Source organism: Flavobacterium ginsengisoli (genome assembly GCF_029625315.1).
GTDB classification, from domain to species: domain Bacteria; phylum Bacteroidota; class Bacteroidia; order Flavobacteriales; family Flavobacteriaceae; genus Flavobacterium; species Flavobacterium ginsengisoli.
In genome coordinates this window covers 4,419,966-4,438,592 of sequence record NZ_CP121110.1, presented here as the reverse complement: position 1 = coordinate 4,438,592, position 18,627 = coordinate 4,419,966, and the positions used below count along the sequence as shown (strand labels likewise).

The 18,627-nt window shown below is 33.4% G+C and carries 16 protein-coding genes and 4 pseudogenes; 14 read left to right on the top strand and 6 right to left on the bottom strand.

Features of this window, described 5'->3' with window-relative positions:
- Positions 1 to 32: 32 nt before the first annotated feature.
- The 4 genes and pseudogenes from P5P87_RS21005 to P5P87_RS20990 all read right to left on the bottom strand — a co-directional run bounded on the left by P5P87_RS21005 (position 33) and on the right by P5P87_RS20990 (position 4,324).
- Positions 33 to 782, bottom strand: a pseudogene (locus P5P87_RS21005) (rhomboid family intramembrane serine protease).
- A complete protein-coding gene (gene mutL / locus P5P87_RS21000) occupies positions 779 to 2,725 on the bottom strand; it encodes a DNA mismatch repair endonuclease MutL (protein WP_198858383.1) in 1,947 nt (648 codons plus the stop codon). Before mutL ends, P5P87_RS21005 begins: the two are co-directional and overlap by 4 nt.
- Positions 2,726 to 2,890: 165 nt before the next feature.
- Complete coding sequence (ribH, locus tag P5P87_RS20995; protein WP_278020500.1) at positions 2,891 to 3,463, bottom strand: 6,7-dimethyl-8-ribityllumazine synthase; 573 nt, start codon at positions 3,461 to 3,463, stop codon at positions 2,891 to 2,893.
- 78 nt (positions 3,464 to 3,541) lie between these two features.
- Complete coding sequence (locus P5P87_RS20990; RefSeq protein ID WP_198858385.1) at positions 3,542 to 4,324, bottom strand: tetratricopeptide repeat protein; 783 nt, start codon at positions 4,322 to 4,324, stop codon at positions 3,542 to 3,544.
- 241 nt (positions 4,325 to 4,565) lie between these two features.
- On the opposite strand from P5P87_RS20990, the gene recF reads away from it, so the two are divergent.
- From recF to P5P87_RS20935, 12 genes and pseudogenes are all read left to right on the top strand, one after another.
- Positions 4,566 to 5,645, top strand: a complete 1,080-nt coding sequence (gene recF, locus P5P87_RS20985; protein WP_278020499.1) for a DNA replication/repair protein RecF — start codon at positions 4,566 to 4,568, stop codon at positions 5,643 to 5,645.
- 128 nt (positions 5,646 to 5,773) lie between these two features.
- Positions 5,774 to 6,451, top strand: coding sequence for a DUF2461 domain-containing protein (locus P5P87_RS20980; protein WP_198858387.1), 678 nt, complete (start codon positions 5,774 to 5,776; stop codon positions 6,449 to 6,451).
- A 91-nt stretch (positions 6,452 to 6,542) separates the two neighbouring features.
- Positions 6,543 to 6,857, top strand: a complete 315-nt coding sequence (locus tag P5P87_RS25990) for a glycosyltransferase (RefSeq protein ID WP_340696588.1) — start codon at positions 6,543 to 6,545, stop codon at positions 6,855 to 6,857.
- Positions 6,772 to 7,590, top strand: a complete 819-nt coding sequence (locus P5P87_RS20975) for a glycosyltransferase (protein ID WP_340696587.1) — start codon at positions 6,772 to 6,774, stop codon at positions 7,588 to 7,590. The genes P5P87_RS25990 and P5P87_RS20975 overlap by 86 nt, the downstream gene beginning before the upstream one ends.
- Positions 7,591 to 7,748: 158 nt before the next feature.
- Positions 7,749 to 8,852: a pyridoxal phosphate-dependent aminotransferase gene (locus P5P87_RS20970; RefSeq protein WP_278020498.1), complete on the top strand. Its 1,104-nt coding sequence runs from the start codon at positions 7,749 to 7,751 to the stop codon at positions 8,850 to 8,852.
- Positions 8,853 to 8,960: 108 nt separating this feature from the next.
- Positions 8,961 to 9,973, top strand: a pseudogene (gene murB, locus P5P87_RS20965) (UDP-N-acetylmuramate dehydrogenase).
- Positions 9,974 to 10,000: 27 nt separating this feature from the next.
- Complete coding sequence (locus P5P87_RS20960; RefSeq protein WP_278020497.1) at positions 10,001 to 10,510, top strand: hypothetical protein; 510 nt, start codon at positions 10,001 to 10,003, stop codon at positions 10,508 to 10,510.
- A 41-nt stretch (positions 10,511 to 10,551) separates the two neighbouring features.
- Positions 10,552 to 11,167 (top strand): annotated as a pseudogene (locus P5P87_RS20955) (FMN-binding negative transcriptional regulator).
- Positions 11,168 to 11,251: 84 nt separating this feature from the next.
- Positions 11,252 to 12,358 carry a glycosyltransferase gene (locus tag P5P87_RS20950; protein ID WP_278020496.1) on the top strand — a complete coding sequence of 369 codons (1,107 nt, stop codon included), beginning with the start codon at positions 11,252 to 11,254 and terminating at the stop codon, positions 12,356 to 12,358.
- A complete protein-coding gene (locus P5P87_RS20945; protein WP_066033644.1) occupies positions 12,349 to 12,900 on the top strand; it encodes an RNA polymerase sigma factor in 552 nt (183 codons plus the stop codon). The genes P5P87_RS20950 and P5P87_RS20945 overlap by 10 nt, the downstream gene beginning before the upstream one ends.
- 157 nt (positions 12,901 to 13,057) lie before the next feature.
- On the top strand, positions 13,058 to 13,879 hold the full coding sequence (locus tag P5P87_RS20940; protein WP_198858394.1) for an energy transducer TonB: 822 nt from the start codon (positions 13,058 to 13,060) through the stop codon (positions 13,877 to 13,879).
- A gap of 125 nt (positions 13,880 to 14,004) precedes the next feature.
- Positions 14,005 to 14,385, top strand: coding sequence for a PH domain-containing protein (locus P5P87_RS20935; protein WP_198858395.1), 381 nt, complete (start codon positions 14,005 to 14,007; stop codon positions 14,383 to 14,385).
- Between the two features lie 48 nt (positions 14,386 to 14,433).
- Here P5P87_RS20935 and P5P87_RS20930 read toward each other — a convergent pair whose 3' ends face one another.
- On the bottom strand, positions 14,434 to 15,312 hold the full coding sequence (locus P5P87_RS20930; RefSeq protein ID WP_278020495.1) for a M48 family metalloprotease: 879 nt from the start codon (positions 15,310 to 15,312) through the stop codon (positions 14,434 to 14,436).
- 202 nt (positions 15,313 to 15,514) lie between these two features.
- Positions 15,515 to 16,378 carry a M48 family metalloprotease gene (locus tag P5P87_RS20925; protein ID WP_278020494.1) on the bottom strand — a complete coding sequence of 288 codons (864 nt, stop codon included), beginning with the start codon at positions 16,376 to 16,378 and terminating at the stop codon, positions 15,515 to 15,517.
- Between the two features lie 300 nt (positions 16,379 to 16,678).
- On the opposite strand from P5P87_RS20925, the gene lipA reads away from it, so the two are divergent.
- Together lipA and gap are read left to right on the top strand one after the other, a co-directional pair.
- Positions 16,679 to 17,545 (top strand): lipoyl synthase, encoded by an 867-nt coding sequence (lipA, locus tag P5P87_RS20920; protein WP_198858398.1) that lies wholly within the window; start codon positions 16,679 to 16,681, stop codon positions 17,543 to 17,545.
- Positions 17,546 to 17,620: 75 nt separating this feature from the next.
- Positions 17,621 to 18,618 (top strand): annotated as a pseudogene (gap, locus tag P5P87_RS20915) (type I glyceraldehyde-3-phosphate dehydrogenase).
- Positions 18,619 to 18,627: the final 9 nt, after the last annotated feature.

Below are 18,627 nucleotides of genomic sequence, written 5' to 3'. Positions count from 1 at the left end.
CTATTTTAGAATTCGTACTTTAAAGTTAAAAATTAATTCCAACGGTTGTTATTAAACTGATTTTTTTCCAGTACCACATAATCATAAATCCAAAAAATGCACCACCAATATGCGCATAATGTGCGATTCCAGATTCTATTCCCATCAGCGAACTTCCAAAAATTCCGAAGAAACCATCAAATAAAAGCATGTAAATTGGCACAAAATATTTTGCCTTTATTGGAATAGGAATAAACATAATTCCCAGTTCTGCATTTGGAAACATAAAAGTAAAAGCCACCAACAATCCATAAATTGCTCCAGAAGCCCCGACCACAGTTCCGAAATAGGCACTTGTAAAATGTTTAAATTCTGAGACTGTCAAAATTTGTCTGCCATCTAGTATCAATCTTTCCTTGATTTAAGATATTTAATATATCCGCTTTCGCAAACCCGTGTCCCATCAAAATATTAAGGCTATCTTGATAAAAGTAATAATTAACCGCAAAATTCACCAAAGCTGCTCCTAGCCCACATGAGATATAGAAAAATAAAAATTTTCTTCCTCCCCAAAAATGTTCTAATGTAGATCCAAAAGAATACAATGCAAACATATTGAATGCGATATGAGCAAAACCGCCATGCATAAACATGTGAGTAACCGGCTGCCAAACTTTAAATTCTGGATTTTCCGGAAAGAAAAGGGCAAGATATTCATAAGAAATTGGCACTAACTGAGCCCCAATAAAAAATATTATATTAATAATTAGTAGTTGCTTAACTACTGGTGTGATATTCATCATACTGCAAACTTTTTATCTATATCTTCAACACGCATGGTGATGAAAGTAGGTTTTTGAAAAGGTGAAATATTTGGATCTTTGCAAGCAAACAATCCGTTTACTATATTATCTTGTTCTTTTTCGGTTAAATAAGATCCTGTTTTAACCGCTAAACTTTTGGCCATTGACTTTGCAATTGTATCGTTCTGACTGTAGCTATTACCAGGAATTCCGTCTTGCAAATCGCTCAATAATTGCTCTATGACCTGCGAAACTTCGCTTTCTGTAATATTTACTGGAATTCCTGAAATTACAACATGATCCGTTTTACTTTCGTCGAAAACAAATCCTGTTGTTGCTAGTGAAGGCTTTAATTCTTCGATTAATTCCATTTCAGATGCTGAATAAAACAAATCTAAAGGAAAAAGCAACTGTTGGCTCGAGGCCTGATTAACCGTCATATTCAGTAAAAATTGTTCATACAAAATTCGTTGATGCGCGCGCTGTTGATCAACAATAATCATTCCTGATTTTATTGGCGAAACAATATATTTTTTATGAATTTGATACGTTTTCTGAGTAGCCTGTTCTACATCTTCGTCATTAAATAAAGAAGAAGTCACTTCTTCATTTTCGAATGTAAAAGGCGAACTTTCAATGCTTTCTGGATTTTCAACATCTAAACCAACATATAAACTCTCCCAGCTTGCAGTTGGTTCTACTCTTTTAGAATATCCTGAATATGATCCAGAAGATGATGATCCTGATGAAGAAGATGAAGACGAAAAAGAAGAACCAGAACTATATCCTGATGACCCCGAACCAGCTTTACTATAATGCTGATTGGTTTTATCATCAGTAAAAGGGTTAAAAGTTCCGTCTACTTGAATCGTTGGCACTTCTGCTTCTACATCTTTATAATGATATGGCGTATCTAAATTAGAATCTCTATCAAAATCTAAAACCGGCGCAACATTAAATTGTCCTAAACTATGCTTTATAGAGGCTCTTAAAATAGCATATAATGCTTGCTCGTCATCAAATTTAATTTCCGTTTTAGTTGGGTGTATATTAATATCAATTGTGTTTGGTGGAACCTGCAAATACAAGAAATAACTTGGCTGAGAACCGTCTTTCAGCAATCCATCATATGCAGACATTACAGCGTGATGCAAGAAACTGCTTTTTATAAATCGATCATTTACAAAAAAGAACTGCTCTCCTCTATTTTTCTTAGCAAATTCAGGTTTACATACAAAACCTTGAACATTTATAATTTCGGTATCTTCGTTTACAGGAACTAATTTTTCATTCGTTTTTCCAGACATAATACCAACAATTCGCTGGCGATATCCTGCTGCTGGAAGATTATACATCTCGCTTCCGTTATGATAAAAACTAAAATGAATATTAGGATGCGCCAATGCTACACGCTGAAACTCATCCATAACATGACGAAATTCAACCGTATCTGATTTTAAGAAATTACGGCGAGCAGGAATATTAAAAAACAAGTTTTTAACCGCAAATGAAGTCCCTTTTGGCAAAACAGCCACCTCTTGCGAAACAAATTTACTTCCTTCAATTACAATATGTGTACCTAGTTCATCTTGGTCCTGTTTCGTTTTCATTTCCATGTGTGCAATCGCTGCAATAGAAGCCAAAGCCTCTCCACGAAAACCTTTTGTACCAAGCGAAAATAAATCTTCTGCCTGACGAATTTTTGACGTAGCGTGACGCGCAAAACACAAACGTGCATCTGTAACTGTCATTCCAACTCCGTTATCAATAACTTGGACTAATGATTTGCCCGCATCTTTAATAATTAATTTAATATCAGTTGCCTTCGCATCTACAGCATTTTCTAACAATTCTTTTACGACTGAAGCTGGTCTTTGAACCACCTCTCCAGCAGCAATTTGGTTAGCAACGTGATCAGGAAGCAATTGAATAATACTCGACATTAAGCAAAAATAAGTTTAAAAGTTAGATTAGGTTTTTGCAAACCAAGAAGTACAAATTTAGTAAATTTTGATTGGCTTTTAGAATAAGAACAATCATAAAAAAAACAAAAAACCTATACCGTTATTACACAGTATAGGTTTTAATATTTTTTAAAACAAATGTGCTTATTCGTTTTCTATTTTCTTCGGAGAATCTTCAATTTGAATTGCTCCAGAAGTTAGTAATGGCTGATTAAAAACGTGAGCTATTGAAGCTTGCTGACGAATATAAGCCATTTTAATTGCTGCAATCGCCGCTTCAGTTCCTTTGTTTCCGTGAACTCCTCCACTTCTATCTATTGACTGTTGCATATTATTATCTGTTAAAACACAGAAAATAACCGGAACATCAGTTTGAACATTCAAATCTTTAATTCCTTGTGTAACGCCTTCACAAACAAAATCAAAATGTTTAGTTTCTCCTTGAATTACACATCCAATTACAATAACCGCATCAACATTTTGTGTTTGAAGCATTTTTTTAGCTCCGTAGATCAACTCAAAACTTCCTGGAACATTCCAACGGATAATTTGTTGAGCAGGAACATCACAATCAACCAAAGCGTCAAAAGCACCATTATAAAGTCCTTCTGTTATAGTATCATTCCATTCAGAAACAACAATCCCAAACCGAAAGTCTTTCGCGTTTGGGATTGTGTTTTTATCGTATTCTGATAGATTTTTATTTTCAGTAGCCATCTGTACTATTTTTGTTATTAAATTTCAGACTGCTAAAATACGAATCTAAAATCTAAAAACTGAACTCAAATAGTATAATTATTGTGCTAATCCGATCAAAGCATCAACAGATGCAGCTTCTGGAGTACTGTCGTAATTATCTTTAATGTCATTAAAGTATTTCAAAGCATCTTCTTTTTGCCCTAAAGCCAAAGCAGTTTTTCCAGCTTTTAATAAGAAACGAGGCGTTGTAAAATCATTTTTGTTAGATTCAGCGGCTTTTACATAAAAATCTAAAGCTTCTTTTTGCTGATTTTTTTGAGAATAAGCATCTCCTGTAGCACCTTTAGCTAATGCACTCAAGATTACATCTTTAGATTTGAACTCACCTAAATATTTAATTGCCTCATCAAATTTACCAGTATTCAAGTAAGCGATACCAGCATAGTAGTTTGCTAAATTTCCAGCATCAGTTCCAGAATATTCGTCAGCGATTTTGATAAATCCGAATTTACCTTCAGAACCGTTTAATGATAATTTGAATAATGAATCGCTAGAAACACCATTTACAGCTTTTTCAAAGTTTTGTTGCGCAACAAACATTTCACTTGCAGCCTCTTCTTGTTTAGGAGTTGCAATAAATTTTTGGTAAGCCAAATATCCAATTGTAGCAACTGCAATACCAGCAACTAAACCAATAATGATTTTTTGATTTTTAGCCACCCAATCCTCAGTTCTTGAAGCCGTTTCATCTAATTTTGAGAAAACTCCAGCTGTTGTGCTGTCTTTTTCGTCAATAACTACTTGTTGCTCTTCAGTAACCACTTCTTTTACTTCCTTTTCTTTTGGTGTCTTATATCCTCTTTTATTGTAAGTTGCCATTTAAAATTTATTTAGTGAACGGCAAAAATAAAATTTTTATTGAAAATGACGTAAAAAATTTCAATTTTATCACTATTTTAAAAGAAATATTTTCTTTTGTGATTTGTACTTTCGCGGAAGCGCTAAAATAAATTGGCTGAGAATCGCCCTAAAGCCAATTATATCGATAATTTTCGGTAATTTGCGACCTCAAATTTTTACTGTTCAAAAACGGTGAATTTTACACTTGGAGTCCCTAAAAATGCATTTAAACAAAATCTCATTATTCAATTACAAGAACTTTTCTGAAGCAAGTTTTGATTTTGACATCAAAATCAACTGTTTTGTGGGTAAAAATGGCATTGGAAAAACCAATGTGCTCGATGCTATTTACCATTTAGCTTACGGAAAAAGTTATTTTAATCCGCTTGCTGTACAAAATATCAAACACGGTGAAGAGTTTTTTGTAATTGATGCCGAACTCGAAAAAAATGAGAGAACAGAACAGATTGTTTGCAGTTTAAAAAAAGGGCAAAAAAAGGTTTTAAAGCGAAACGGAAAACCTTACGATAAATTTTCAGATCATATTGGGTTTATTCCGCTTGTAATTATTTCGCCAGCCGATCGCGATTTGATTATTGAAGGAAGTGAAACACGTCGTAAATTTATGGACAGCGTGATTTCGCAATTAGACGCGACTTATCTGCACGAATTAATACAATACCAAAAGGTAATTACGCGACGAAATGCACTTTTAAAATATTTTGCTCTCAATCATGTCTTTGACAACGATACCTTATCTATATATAACGAACAACTGCAAGGCTACGGCAAATCGATTTTTGAAAAACGAAAAGATTTCTTAGAGCAGTTTATACCTATATTTAATAGACATCATCAAGCAATTACAGGATCTGAAGAAAGTGTGCAGTTGGTTTACGAAAGCCATTTATTCGAAAAAGATCTTTTGACCCTTTTACAGGAAAACATCAATAAAGACAGAGCGTTGCATTACACAACCGTTGGAACTCATAAAGATGATTTGTCTTTTGAAATTGATTCACATCCGATAAAAAAATTCGGATCGCAAGGACAGCAGAAATCTTTTCTGATTGCTTTAAAATTGGCGCAATTTGAATTCTTGAAAAAACAAAGTGGTGTAAAACCTATTCTTTTATTTGATGATATTTTTGACAAATTAGACGAAACGCGTGTTGCCAAAATCATAGAAATGGTAAACAGCGAGACGTTTGGACAACTTTTTATTTCTGACACTCATCCAGAAAGAACTGAAGCGATTGTAAAATCGACGCATCAGACCTATAAGATATTTAATTTGTGATTTTATCCGATTCCTTAAAAATTGATATAATTTGTATCAGCTTTTAGAATCAATTCCAAAATAGAAATCATTAAATTAGCTTAAACAAAAAACTTAAAAATTAACTGCAATAAAATATATTAAGGAATATGTTAGCGAAAGAATCATTGCAATTTTTAGACGATTTAAAAAAGAACAATAATCGAGAATGGTTTCAAGAAAACAAAAAACGATATGAAGTTTTCAAGAAAGATTATCATCAATTGGTAAGCGATTTTCTAGATGCAATGAAACCGCTTGATCCTTCACTAGAATTATTGGAAGTAAAAAATTGCACTTTTAGAATTAATCGTGACATTCGATTCTCAAAAGACAAATCTCCATACAAAGCGCATTTAGGAATCTGGATGTCTGGCGGAACAAAAGGTTTAAACCGCGCCGGATATTATGTACATATTGAGAAAGGAGCAAGTTTTATTGCCGGCGGATTTTATTCTCCCGAATCTGAAGATTTGAAAAAAGTCCGTAAAGAAATTGCTTTTTTCTACGATGATTTACAGGAAATCTTAAATGACAAAAACTTCAAAAAAGAGTTTGGAAGTTTAGATATAAACGAAAACAATTCACTAAAAAGCATGCCTCGAGGTTACGAAAAAGACCATCCAGCAATTGAGTTTTTGAAACTGAAAAGTTTTACGGCAACTCAAAAATATGACATCTCCGAAGTTACTCAGAAAGACTTTGTAAAAAAGATAAGCCAGAAATTGATTGCTCTAAAACCTTTAAACGAATTTATAAACCGAGCTTTAGACACTGAAGAATTCTAGAAAAAGATAAAACGCCACGAATTTCACGAATTGACACGAATTAATTAGTGAAAATTTGTGAAATTCGCGGCGACAAAAACTCATTTACTGAATGAAAAGGAAAATACTTTTTCTTGGAGAATCTTACCGCGCCGATGCTATCACTTGGATGAAAGGCCTCAAAGAATTTGGCGATTTTGAAATTGTCACTTGGGAACTTCAAACATCTAACAATCATAGATTCAAGCGTATTTTAGAGTATTTCTTCTCTCCTCTTTCTATTCGAAAAATCATTAAAAAAGAAAAACCAGATATGGTTATTGCAGAAAGAACTACCAGCTATGGTTTTCTTGCGAGCATTATCTGGATCAAAAACCATTGCAATCGCACAGCAAGGCCGTACCGATTTATGGCCAGAGGAATCTAAATTATACCCTTTTAAAAAATTCATTCAGAAATATGCTTTCAAAAAAGCGCATTTAATTCATGCCTGGGGACCAGTTATGGCAATTCACATGAAAGCAACTGGCGTTGACATGGATAAAGTTTTAATACTTCCAAAAGGAATTGACTTATCGCTTTTTACTCCATCCACAAACAACTCAAATAAAATTGAAGCTATTGTAACGCGTTCTTTAATGCCTGAATATCGACACGATTGTATATTAAAAGCATTTGGAATTTTACATCAAAAGGGAATTGATTTTTCTTTGACAATTGTTGGCGACGGAACAAGATTGCAGTATTTAAAAGATTTATCTAAAGAACTTCAAATCGAAAATAAAGTAATTTTTACAGGAAGAATCCCGAATACAGAACTTCCAAAATTACTACAACAATCGAATATCTACATCAGCATGCCTATTACCGAAGGTGTTTCTGCATCTCTGTTTGAGGCAATGGCCTCTAATTGTTTTCCAGTTGTTTCAGACATTCCAGGAAACCAAAGTTGGATTACGCATCGAGAAAATGGTCAATTAATTACAATTGATAATATTGAAATGTTAGCCAATGAATTAATCTGGTCTTTAGAAAATCCTGAATTAAGAAATGAAACACTTATTCGAAATAGAAAATTTGTGGAGGAAAATGCAAATTATGATATTAATATGAAGGTTATCGCTGATCAATATCACAAATTGATTGATTCTAGAAAATAATTTAACCGCAAAGTTCGCTAAGATCTGCGCAAAGAACACAAAGCTTAGCGCTCCTTGCGCAAACTTTGTGTCTTTGCGGTAAAAACTACATCGTAACTTTTATTAAAACTCAACGACATATTACTAAAACAAATTGTCTAATTTAATTCTTTAGTAATATGAGCAATAGAAGAAACTGGTTAAAACAAATAGGTTTAGGTGCAGTTGGATTAGGCCTCTGCCAATTTGAAACATTCGCAAACACTCCACCAGAAACATATATACTTCCAGATGTAGACCAGTCGCTCATATTATTACGATCAAATGAAAATCCTTACGGACCTTCTCCACTTGCTCGTGCTGCCATGCAAAAAAGCATTAATAATAGTAATCGATATGGCTGGAATCTTTCAGACGAATTAATTGCACTTATTGCTACAAAAAACAATGTTTCAAACCAGAATATTTTACTTGGCGCTGGCTCAACAGAAATTCTAGACTTGGTTCTTCAATATACTGCTTTACAAAAAGGCAATTTTATACTGGCCGAAACAACCTTTAATTATTGGACATTTCCTTCTGAGAAATTAGGGTTAAAAAAAATCACAGTTCCGCTAACTGCTGATAAAAAACATGATTTAACTGCAATGCTAAAAGCAATTGATTCTGATACAAAAATGATTTATATCTGTAATCCCAATAATCCGACAGGAACAATTTGCGATTATGAGCAACTAATTTCTTTTGTAAAAGAAGCTTCTAAAAAAGCAATTGTTTTTGTAGACGAAGCATATCTTGATTTCACAAAAGAAAAATCATTAAGTAATCTTGTAATCGAAAATAAAAACTTAATCGTTACAAAAACTTTTTCAAAAATGTATGGTCTAGCCGGTGCTCGTATAGGCTACGCCGTTGCATCTTCGTCAACAATTGAAGAACTTAGCATTTTAAAATCTTCTCCAAATTTGTCTGTTAGTGTGGTATCTACAGCTGCGGCGATAGCATCGCTAAATGACGATAAATTTATTCAGCAAGTACACACGGCAAATGAAGAAGTAAAAAAATACACTATCGACCAGCTTACTAAACTAAATTTAACATGCATTCCTTCACACGCAAACTTTATTTATTTTTCTTTAGACAATTATAAAAAAGATTTTTTCAAGCAATTAGAAGCCAATAATATACAAGGAACAAAAATCTACGAAGAAAACGGAAAATGGACCAGAATTACTATTGGCACAATGAAAGAAATGCGGCGATTTATTGAAGCCATAAAGTAAAATTTTGAAAAAAGTCTTTTTACAGAAAATCTACTCAAATAAATTATAATCGTTACTTTTGATCTCAGAATTTTTCCGAAGTTTCGGAACTTAAAAAGCCTTTTATTTATGGAAATCCAATCCAATTTTTCTTTAAAAAAATATAATACTTTCGGCATTGAAGCCAGTGCTAAACAATTTGTTGCGGTTCATTCTATTGATGAATTAAAAACAGTTTTAGCAGAAAACAAAAACGAGAAAAAATTCATTTTGGGCGGCGGAAGCAATATGCTTTTGACAAAAGATATTGAGGCGCTGGTTATTCACATCGATTTAAAAGGAAAAAAATCACAAAAGAAGACGACGATTTTGTTTGGGTCGAAAGTCAAGCAGGAGAAACTTGGCACGATTTCGTTCTTTGGACAATCGACAACAATTTCGGCGGATTAGAAAACATGTCACTAATTCCTGGAAATGTCGGCACAACTCCAGTGCAAAATATTGGCGCTTATGGAACGGAAATTAAAGACACTTTTGTTTCTTGTGAAGCCATGAATATTGCAACTCAGGAAATAAAAACTTTTGAGAACGCCGAATGTAATTTTGGCTACCGCGAAAGTATTTTCAAACATGAAGCTAAAGACCAATATATCATTACTTCGGTTATTTTTAAACTGACCAAACGCAATCATAAAATCAATACATCTTACGGAGATATTTTGGCTGAATTGGCTAAAAACAACATTACAGAACCAACTTTAAAAGATGTGAGCAATGCTGTAATTGCCATTAGACAAAGTAAATTGCCAGATCCAAAAGAATTGGGCAATAGCGGAAGTTTCTTTAAAAATCCAATTTTATTGAAATCTGATTTTGAAAAAATACACCAAAAATTCCCAGAAATGAAATTTTACGAAGTTTCAGAAACAGAAGTAAAAGTTCCAGCAGGATGGCTAATTGAGCAAGCAGGTTTTAAAGGAAAACGTTTTGGCGATGCCGGAGTTCATAAAAATCAAGCTTTAGTTTTGGTAAATTACGGAAACGCGACAGGTCAAGAAATTTTAGAGGTTTCGAAAGAAGTTCAGAAAACGGTTTTTGAAACTTTCGGCATTCAGATCGAGGCGGAAGTTAATGTGATTTAAATATAATCTTCATTTTTTAAATCTTTAATGAAAAAACTAAACATAGGAATTCTTTTAGTTCAATTTCTAGGAATGATTTTCCTAATTAATGGCATTTTTCAGTTGCGTTTATTTACTGTTGCAGAAAAAGTCATTTGCATGAAAAATCAATTTCAGTTTCAAAAACCCGAAAATTGGAACAGACTATTCCCTACAAATGAAGATGTTTCCAATTTCTGGCCAAGTGTTTTTATATGGATCTTTTTTGCTCTTTTAATGGGCATTTTCTACGTTGCATTTCTTAACTGGAAACGTAAACTTTCTTCTATAAACACTATTTTGCTTGCAATCGCCTTGTATGTTCTTTTAAGATTAAAGTTTTTTAGAAAAGAAATATTTTCACTTCTTTTTAGACCAATCAGAGTAATGCTTTCAGATGATTTTGCCATACAATGTTTAGTCGAAGGAATTGTTTTTACGATCATTGGACTTTTCCTTATTTATTTTAGCGTAAATTCAAAATTGTTTAATTTAGATAAAGAAGTTGCTGAAAATTAAACATAAAAATTTATTTGTAAATCTTTCTTAAACCACAAATAATGTACACACCTGACCTATATAAAAACGAAAATCCTGAAGAAATTAGAGCTTTTTTAAAAGAAAACAGCTTTGGAATTCTAGTTAATCAGACTAACGGGAAGTTGTGCGCAACTCATATTCCGATAGAATTAGAATTAAATTCTGATGGAAAGGAAATTTTACAAGGGCATATTTCAAAACTGAATCCACAAGCAGAAGGTTTTGCGAGCAAACGATCAGGTTCTAGCTATTTTTACAGGACCACACAGTTATATTTCATCGTCTTGGTATGATCACGAAAATGTTCCAACATGGAATTACATAGCCGTACATGTTTACGGAAAAATCAAGATTGTAGATTATGAAACTTCTGTAGAACAACTGAAAAAACTTGTAGACAAATACGAAGCGAATTCTAAGAACCCTATTCGTGTTGAAGATTTATCTGAAAAAACTATGCGGGAAGCCCGTGGAATTTTTGGTTTTGAAATCGAAATTGAAGAAATTCAAGCTACAAAAAAACTGTCCCAAAACCGCGACGATCACAATTACAAAAATATAATTTCGGAACTGGAAAAAACCGAAAACCCTCAGTCTATTGCTGTTGCAAAAGAAATGTCAAAATGCCGAAAGTAAATCGGTTTTGGTTATTGAATTTAGCGAATTGATAAGTACATTTGCAGTCGCAGAACGTGAAATTAATAGAACCAAATAAATCAGATGCTTATATACATATTTTACTTTTTTATTGCTATTGTCGTAGTTCAATTATTTTATTATTTAGGAGTTTTTGGAAAATTTGCTTTTGCCAAACCTCAACATGTGAAACCTAAAAATCTTCCGGTTTCTGTAATTGTATGCGCTAAAAACGAAGAAGAGAATGTAAAAAAATACATTCCGCTTTTGGCACAGCAAGATTATCCAGATTTCGAAGTTGTTCTAATTGACGACGCATCTAGCGATGAAACTCTTGAAGTTTTTGAAGAATTTGAAAAAGAATTCTCTAATATCCGTTTGGTTAAAGTCGAAAACAATGAGGCTTTTTGGGGAAATAAAAAATACGCTTTAACGCTTGGAATAAAAGCAACAAAGAAAGATTATTTACTTTTTACAGATGCAGATTGTTTCCCAAATTCTAAAGATTGGATTTCTTCCATGTCTTCTCATTTTACTATGAACAAAACTATCGTTTTGGGTTATGGTGGCTATGAGAAAGTAGAGCGTTCGTTTTTAAACAAAATTATTCGTTTTGAAACTGTTTTAACGGCAATGCAATATTTTTCTTGGGCAAAAATGGGACTTCCATACATGGGAGTCGGCAGAAATCTTGCTTATAAAAAAGAAGAATTTTTTAATGTAAATGGTTTTATTGACCATATTCAGATTCGTTCTGGCGATGACGATTTGTTCATTAACCAAGCGGCGAATAAAACAAATACCACTATTTCTTATACACCTGAAAGTTTTACATATTCAAGACCTAAGACAACTTATAAGGAATGGTTTACTCAAAAAAGAAGACATGTTTCTACTGCAGAACATTACAAGTTTTTTGACAAAATGCAGTTAGGTTTGTTCTTTCTTTCGCAATTATTTTTCTTTTTGTCAGTTATAATATTGTTAGCGTTTCAATTTCAATGGATCGCCGTATTAGCAATTTTAGCAACACGTTACACTGTTGTATGGACAGTAATCGGATTTTCAGCAGGAAAACTAAAAGAAAAAGATATTAAAATTTGGTTTCCAGTTGTTGAGATAGCGCTTATATTAACGCAAATTAATATCTTTATAACTAATATCTTTTCAAAACCAGTATATTGGAAATAAATTCTAAAATAGAAAAAGCAAAAAAAGGCGATCAGATCGCCTTTACTTTTTTATTAGATCATTATTGGAATGAGGTGTATTCGTTTATGCTCAAACGAACCGAAAATGAAACCACTGCAGAAGATATTACCATAGAAACGTTCTCTAAAGCTTTTGACAAAATAGCTTCTTATAATCCAGAATTTCAATTTAATACCTGGCTTATTGCAATTGCAAAAAATGTCTATATTGATTTACTTCGAAAAAAGAAAACCAATCTTTTTATAGAAATCACAGACAATGAAGACCAACAGGCATACAACATTGCAGACCCTACTCCATCTGCAGAAGATGCTTTAATTAAAGAACAGAATCTCTCTCGTCTGCTCTTATGCATCAAAGAACTTAAACCACATTATCAAGAAGTAATTCAGCTTCGTTATTTCCAAGAAATGTCTTATCAGGAAATTGCGGCTAAGATTGACGAACCTTTAAGTAGCGTCAAAGTAAAACTTTTACGTGCTAAAAAATTATTAGCAGAAATCATTGAACGCAACAGATAATTTATTATCTTTAGTCAAAGAATAAACAATTCTTACCTTTATTCTTAAAATAAATATATTTTCACAACATTAAAACTACAACTTCTACGTTGTTAGCTCAACCCTAAACCTTTTCTGCGTATGATTTAAAGTTACTTAACCTTAAAACCCAAAAATTATGTCTAAATTAAGCATTTATGAAAACAAGTGGACCGATCTTGTTTTCGAGAACAAAAACAAAGAATACGGCGCGTATCAATTACGCCAGGAGAATTCCAAAAATTCTGTTACAGCTCTCTTTATGGGTTTATTGTTAATAACGGCTTTAGGAAGTACACCAGTACTTATTAGCAAACTATTTAGGACTTCACCCGTTGAAGTAGAGCCAGAACCAACAATCTACAAACCTACAGTTATACCTGTGGATCCAATTGTTGTGCCGCCACCGCCAGCTCCGCCTGCGCCTATGGTTGAACATAGCACAGCTCCAAAAACGGATGCGGTTCAGTTGACAAATCCTGTTGTTAGTAGAACACAAGATGCAGTGGAAAACATTGCAGTAAATACAGAAAATGTGCCTGTTTCAGACAATACAACTGGAAATGGACCTGCAATTAATACAATGCCTTCTTCTGGAGGAAATGGTGAAGTTGCTTCGGTTGCACCACCAACTAATGAGCCTGTCTCTATTGCTGTTTTGGATAAGCTTCCAGAATTCCCAGGCGGAATTGCACAGTTCTACAAATATGTTGGAAATAATTTCCGCAGACCAGAACTTGATGTAGAAAAAACATTAAAAGTGTATGTATCGTTTGTAGTTGAAAAAGACGGATCACTTACTGACATTATGGTAAAAAATGATCCTGGCTACGGAATGGGCAAAGAAGCTATTAGAGTTTTAAAATCATTAAAAACAAAATGGACTCCAGGAGTTCTTAACGGACAAGCAGTACGAACTGCATACAATCTTCCTATTACAATAAAAACAGAAGTTGACTAATTATAGATATTTTGAAAAGTAAAAAGCAGAACTTTAGGTTCTGCTTTTTTGTTTATATTCGTTTAAAATCCACTACATTTACCTCTTCAAAACGGAATTCATTTCAACTAATTAAAAACAAAATAATGGGAATATTTTCAGCCATTCTTGGTAATGCAGGTTCTGTAAGTTCAGAAGATTTAATCAAGAAGTATGGACAGCTTTTAACTACAAATGAAGAAATCGAAATGGGTTTTAAACTTATTCGCGACACTTTTATTTTTACCAACAAAAGATTAATCTTAGTTGATGTGCAAGGAATTACAGGAAGCAAAACAGAATACAAATCTATTGCTTACAAAAATATTACAAGATTCAGTGTAGAAACTGCAGGAACTTTTGATCTTGATGCCGAATTAAAAATCTGGATCTCAAGCGAACAGCAACCAAGTATTGTAAAACAATTCAACAAATCGGTTAATGTTTATGAAGTGCAAAAAGTTCTTGCTTTTCATGTATTAGGATAAAAAAATAACCCCAGCATTGCTGGGGTTTATAATTCTAAAGAACAACTCTTATTTCTTTTTGGTTGTTGTCGTTTTCTTTTTGGTTGTTGTAGTTGTCTTTTTAGTGGTTGTTACAGGAACTGTATTTACAATTTTCTGCTGTACATATGGTTTGTACAAACCATCTTTTTCTGCTCTTTTCTTAGCGTCATCTGCTCTCTTTTTAGAATCTGGATGCGAACTCATCATTTGATCAATAAATGACGCTTCAGATCCTTCGCTCATTTTTGCCAAAATTCTAAAAGCAGATTCTTCAGCATTTACGTCATAACCATTTTTCTTCATGAAATTATAAGCAAATAAATCGGCTTCAGATTCTTGCTTACGACTGTATTTGCTATCAATAATCGCGCTTCCAATTTTTCCAAGCTGACTATCTGTAACTGTTGCCACAGTTGCCGACTGAGAAGCAACTCCATCCATTAAAGCTTCTTTTTGATAAGCTGCACGAACAGCATCTCTAGAATCGTTGTTTGCAACGTGTCCGATTTCGTGTCCAATTACAGCAACTAATTCGTTATCATCCATGATATCCATTAATCCAGAATACACACGAACGCTTCCGTCTGCAGTTGCAAAAGCATTTACTTCTTTCAATTTATACACTTTATAATTTAAAGTAAATCCTTCTCCAGATGCATGTTTGCCAAAAACACGATTTAATCTTAAAGTATAACCATCTGTCGGTCCAGCAATTTCATGTTCAGCGTCTAATTTATCAACGGCTTCTTTAGATAGTTTTGCTGCATCAGCATTACTAAAAGTAAAACCAGTAACTCCTTTTTGAACTGCCCCAATTGCTTTATCTCCCAGATTAATCTGTGCATTTGTTTTAGTAAAACTAAAAGCGGCCAATAAAACTCCCAATACAATAAATTTCTTTTTCATTTTTTACTTTTATTAATTTAACAACAAATATACTATAATAACATTTTCACATTTCTATTAGAAATCTAGTTTTTTAACATTTAAAGGTATAATTTTTAAACTAGCTATACTGCACAGTCGCTTAAAATATTATCTAACAATATTTTAAAACAAAAAAAGGCAAACTCTAATGAATTTGCCTTTTACCTTTATATCAAAAAAATTATTTCTTTTTTGCAGTCGTTTTTTTAGCCGTTGTCGTTGTTTTTGCTTTTACAGGCGCTGTGTTATCAATTTTCTGTTGCACATAAGCATGATACAAACCGTCTTTTGTTGCCTTTTTCTTAGCATCATCGGCTCTTTTTCCAGAATCTGGGTGAGAACTCATCATTTTGGTCATAAAAGACGACTCAGCTCCTTCGCTTAAATTTTGCAGAATTCTAAAAGCAGATTCTACAGCATTCACATCATAGCCATTTTTTTTCATGAAATTATAAGAGAAAGCATCTGCCTCAGATTCTTGTTTTCGGCTGTGTTTGCTATCAATCATGGCACTTCCTATTTGTCCTAATTGAGAATTGGTTAGCGTTTCCATTTTTCCAGATTGTGATGATGCGGCATCCATCAGGGCTTCTTTTTTATAAGCCGCTTTTATTGCGTCTCTTGTATCATGATTAACAACATGCCCAATTTCATGCCCTATAACAGCAAGCAATTGATTATCATCCATAATATCCATCAAACCTGCAAACACGCGAACACTACCGTCAGCACAAGCAAAAGCATTAATATCTTTTACCAGATATACTTTATAATTTAAAGTTACTCCTTCGCTGGTTGTGTGTTTTCCAAACACACGATCTAAGCGAATTGAGTAGCCATCTGTGGGTTTTGCAACAGGATTATTTGCATCCATTTCATCGATAGATTTTTTTGCTAGAGCCGCCGCATCCGCATCACTAAAAGTAAATCCTGAAACACCTTTGCTCAAAGCTCCCATTGATTTATCCGAAAGTATTTGTGCCTCTATTTTACCAAAGCCAAGAGCCGCAAACAACATTCCTACTAGAATAAATTTCTTTTTCATGTTTTTAAACTGTTAAATTAACAGCAAAATTAGTACAGCATAAATTTTACAATATCTGAAGAAGTCAAATTTGTAACAGATTAAGGTTATATTCTTATTTTGCAATAAAATAGCCAAAACGTCAGAAGAAGAAACAATAAGCAAGGAAAACAAAGTCAAAAAAACATTTTAAATCAAAGTATTAACATTAAAACTTATTTATTGCAAAAATGTCTGTTCTTTCAACAAAAGCAAACGAAAAGCAAATAAACATCTCTAAATAAACTACATTCCGTATCTTTGTACTTTGAACATTGATATATGGAAACAGTCACTGAAAATATACAAACCACAAAACCAAAGTGGTTAAAAGTAAAATTACCTATCGGACAAAAATATACTGAGCTTAGAGGTTTAGTTGATAAATATAGTTTAAATACCATTTGCACTTCTGGAAGCTGTCCTAACATGGGCGAATGCTGGGGTGAAGGAACTGCAACTTTCATGATTTTAGGAAATGTTTGTACTCGTTCTTGCGGTTTCTGCGGTGTAAAAACCGGAAGACCAGAAACAGTAGATTGGGATGAACCTGAAAAAGTAGCTCGTTCTATTAAAATCATGAACATTAAACACGCTGTAATTACCAGTGTTGATAGAGATGATATTAAAGATGGCGGTTCTATCATTTGGATGGAAACTGTAAGAGCTATCAGAAGAATGAATCCTCAAACTACTCTTGAAACTTTGATCCCAGACTTCCAAGGAATTGAAAGAAACCTTGATCGTATTGTAGAAGCAAATCCTGAAGTTGTTTCTCATAACATGGAAACGGTACGACGCTTAACTCGCGAAGTTCGTATTCAGGCAAAATATGACAGAAGTTTAGAAGTCCTTCGTTATTTAAAAGAAAAAGGAATCAATAGAACAAAATCTGGAATTATGCTTGGGCTTGGCGAAACAGAAGAAGAAGTTTTCCAGACTATGACTGATTTGAGAAATGCAAATGTTGATGTGGTTACTATTGGACAATATTTACAGCCAAGTAAAAAACATCTTCCTGTAAAAGAATTTATTACGCCTGAGCAATTTGCCAAATATGAACAATTTGGTATTGAATTAGGTTTTAGACATGTAGAAAGCGGACCTCTTGTTCGTTCTTCTTATAAAGCACAAAAACATATTTTATAAAAAAAGTTTAATCGTTTAATCGTTTAATTGTAAAACCGATTAAACGATTAAACAGTTAAACGAATAAACAAAACATTGAAAACAAGAATTGCTATTAATGGGTTTGGAAGAATTGGAAGAAATTTATTCCGATTGCTTTTAAATCACCCCGAAATCGAAGTCGTAGCTATAAATGATATTGCAGACAATAAAACCATGTCGCATTTAATTAAATACGACAGTATACATGGAGTTTTGCCTGCTGAAGTAAGTCATGACGAAAATAGTATCATTGTAGATGGAAGGCATTTTTCTTTTTTCACGAAAAAAATATTGCAAACATAGACTGGAAATCGCATTCGATTGATATTGTAATCGAATCGACAGGTAAATACAAAACGCATGAAGAATTAAATGCGCACCTAGAAGCTGGAGCAAAAAAAGTAATTCTTTCTGCTCCATCAGAAGTTGACACCATAAAAACGGTTGTTCTAGGTGTAAACCAAAATATTCTGGAAGGAAATGAAGATATAGTTTCTAATGCGAGCTGTACCACAAACAACGCCGCTCCTATGATTAAAATTATCGAAGAGTTGTGCGGAATTGAACAAGCATACATTACAACTATACATTCTTTCACAACAGACCAAAGTCTTCATGACCAGCCCCATAAGGATTTACGCCGTGCAAGAGGTGCCAGCCAGTCGATTGTTCCAACAACTACGGGTGCAGCTAAGGCATTAACGAAAATTTTTCCTAAATTGCACAACAAAATGGGTGGATGTGGTATTAGAGTACCTGTTCCAGACGGCTCATTAACAGACATAACCTTCAATGTAAAACGTGCTGTGAGCATTGAAGAAATAAATAAAGCATTCAAACAAGCCTCAAAAACAAATTTAAAAGGAATATTAGATTATACCGAAGATCCGATTGTTTCGGTAGATGTAATTGGCAACACACATTCTTGTTTATTTGATGCTCAGCTAACTTCAGTTATCGATAAAATGGTAAAAGTTGTAGGCTGGTACGATAACGAAATTGGCTATTCATCAAGGTTGATCGATTTAATTTTACTGATAAGAAAAAAATAAGATTCATTG

Bases quoted from the DNA above. Each gene is read 5' to 3' on its own strand.
- ribH (WP_278020500.1), bottom strand. From the start codon at position 3,463: ATGGCTACTGAAAATAAAAATCTATCAGAATACGATAAAAACACAATC.
- P5P87_RS20950 (WP_278020496.1), top strand. From the start codon at position 11,252: ATGCTTATATACATATTTTACTTTTTTATTGCTATTGTCGTAGTTCAA.
- P5P87_RS20935 (WP_198858395.1), top strand. From the start codon at position 14,005: ATGGGAATATTTTCAGCCATTCTTGGTAATGCAGGTTCTGTAAGTTCA.
- P5P87_RS20990 (WP_198858385.1), bottom strand. From the start codon at position 4,324: ATGGCAACTTACAATAAAAGAGGATATAAGACACCAAAAGAAAAGGAA.
- P5P87_RS20940 (WP_198858394.1), top strand. From the start codon at position 13,058: ATGTCTAAATTAAGCATTTATGAAAACAAGTGGACCGATCTTGTTTTC.
- P5P87_RS20960 (WP_278020497.1), top strand. From the start codon at position 10,001: ATGAAAAAACTAAACATAGGAATTCTTTTAGTTCAATTTCTAGGAATG.
- P5P87_RS20930 (WP_278020495.1), bottom strand. From the start codon at position 15,312: ATGAAAAAGAAATTTATTGTATTGGGAGTTTTATTGGCCGCTTTTAGT.
- mutL (WP_198858383.1), bottom strand. From the start codon at position 2,725: ATGTCGAGTATTATTCAATTGCTTCCTGATCACGTTGCTAACCAAATT.
- P5P87_RS25990 (WP_340696588.1), top strand. From the start codon at position 6,543: ATGAAAAGGAAAATACTTTTTCTTGGAGAATCTTACCGCGCCGATGCT.
- P5P87_RS20975 (WP_340696587.1), top strand. From the start codon at position 6,772: ATGGTTTTCTTGCGAGCATTATCTGGATCAAAAACCATTGCAATCGCA.
- P5P87_RS20980 (WP_198858387.1), top strand. From the start codon at position 5,774: ATGTTAGCGAAAGAATCATTGCAATTTTTAGACGATTTAAAAAAGAAC.
- P5P87_RS20970 (WP_278020498.1), top strand. From the start codon at position 7,749: ATGAGCAATAGAAGAAACTGGTTAAAACAAATAGGTTTAGGTGCAGTT.
- P5P87_RS20925 (WP_278020494.1), bottom strand. From the start codon at position 16,378: ATGAAAAAGAAATTTATTCTAGTAGGAATGTTGTTTGCGGCTCTTGGC.
- lipA (WP_198858398.1), top strand. From the start codon at position 16,679: ATGGAAACAGTCACTGAAAATATACAAACCACAAAACCAAAGTGGTTA.
- recF (WP_278020499.1), top strand. From the start codon at position 4,566: ATGCATTTAAACAAAATCTCATTATTCAATTACAAGAACTTTTCTGAA.